Source organism: Nostoc sp. (assembly GCF_035638895.1).
Lineage (GTDB): Bacteria > Cyanobacteriota > Cyanobacteriia > Cyanobacteriales > Nostocaceae > Nostoc.
Genome location: NZ_DASQZC010000440.1, coordinates 1 through 1,602, shown reverse-complemented (window position 1 = coordinate 1,602; position 1,602 = coordinate 1). Strand labels below are relative to the sequence as shown.

Sequence of the window (1,602 nt, the reverse complement as noted above, 5' to 3'; positions counted from 1 at the left end):
ATCATGATACTCAGCTACTCTGCCTGCTACCACAGGCTCAGTAGCAATACCTTCATTACCTGTCCGATTTACGTATGACATAGCTTATGTTCTCCAGTGCTGTTTCAGCAAAGTTGCTGCTCAGGTATATTCATGTTTATGCTTAAGATTAAATAACCAAATCATCTGCTTTAGTATCTATCAATAGAAATATTTAATGAATCTATCTTTAGTGAGAAAAAACAAACGTCTTTAACAATTTTTAATAAAACTCTGTATTTATTTATTAATTATTTAATGATTGTTTAGAGCTTTTATAGATAAATTATTAAGTTAAAATGCACTTATTAACTTGCTACAAAAATCAATCTTGGATTTTGAAAAAATTAGACTTAATACAAAACTTTGTAATCCTTATTAAAAAATCCTAATAAAGTAATTAGACAGCCAACAAAAAATTAACGCATCTTCACAGCAGTACCTGTGGCAGTAATCAGCAAAAGAACTCCTGACTGGTCAAGATTGATCGTGCCAGTATCAATTTCAATCCCAATCACAGCATTTGCTCCTAAACGTTGTGCTCGTTGTTCTAACTCTTCTAATGCTTTGCGTTGGCCCTGCTCAAATAGACGCTCATAGCTACCAGTGCGTCCACCAATAATATCTCGAATACCCGCCAGAAAATCCCGCAAGAAATTGCTACCGTAGACTACTTCTGCTGTGACAATACCTAAATATGACTCAATAACGGCTCCTTGAATTACATCAGTGGTAGTTATAATCATAAATTAGCCTCGCAGATTGTATATAAGTTTATATTTATTATTAAAATTCACATACAAAACTAGTTTGTATTGATACAAGTTTGATAAACATGCTCTCACATAATTACTGCTATCGCATTTGCACTCTCACTTCCTGGCTAAAAACTAGCATTTGAAAAAACATTTAGCTTGTTAAATTTATCTTATCGTGTAATGTCCAAAAAGGATATAAATGCCTTAATTGGGGCTTCCTACAGGGTAGTATAAAAGTGTGAACAATTGGATACAGAGTCAGCAAATTGTTCCAGAAAACAACAAACAGGAATAAATCTTCTTAAATTGGTGGGTTGCTTTCTAAAATTAAGCTAGATACCTATTTAATTTTTATCAACAGCTCGTATAACTACTGAGAAAAAAAGTGTTGTTTTGCTAGCCTAGTGATTTGTATGTAAGTAACTTCATCTAAACTTGATATCTTACACTTCATCATTCAGTAAAAACTCTGTAATGTGGCGCTAATGTAAAGGAAAGACTCAATGAATTATTAACATTTTAATTAATACGAAGAAATACAGTTTTCAAAAGTCTATATTTTTGTTTTAATGTACAAGAAAAAAGTCCTCTAAAATTTCAGGAAATTTACTGTGTACAAGCCAACATCAATTGTGCTGAGTGTGGTGCTATTAGGATGTTTTTCTTTAACTATACCTTCAGTGGTTCAGGCTCAGGTATTAGTGGCGCAAAGCAAAAACCCAGAGTTAAAGCAACTACTAGAAGAAGGACGGAGGTTAGTGGATACGGGCGATTATGGTGGTGCGATCGCAGTTTATCAGCGAGCAGCTAGGCTAGATCCCAAAAA

2 protein-coding genes are annotated in these 1,602 nt (G+C 33.7%); one reads left to right on the top strand and one right to left on the bottom strand.

All coding sequences use genetic code 11. The features are described 5' to 3' along the window. Positions 1-437: 437 nt before the first annotated feature. Positions 438-764, bottom strand: a complete 327-nt coding sequence (locus VE944_RS22285; protein ID WP_323201827.1) for a YbjQ family protein — start codon at positions 762-764, stop codon at positions 438-440. Positions 765-1,387: 623 nt separating this feature from the next. Here VE944_RS22285 and VE944_RS22280 point away from each other — a divergent pair. Next, on the top strand, positions 1,388-1,602 hold a 215-nt coding region (locus VE944_RS22280), incomplete at its 3' end, for a tetratricopeptide repeat protein (protein ID WP_475483633.1).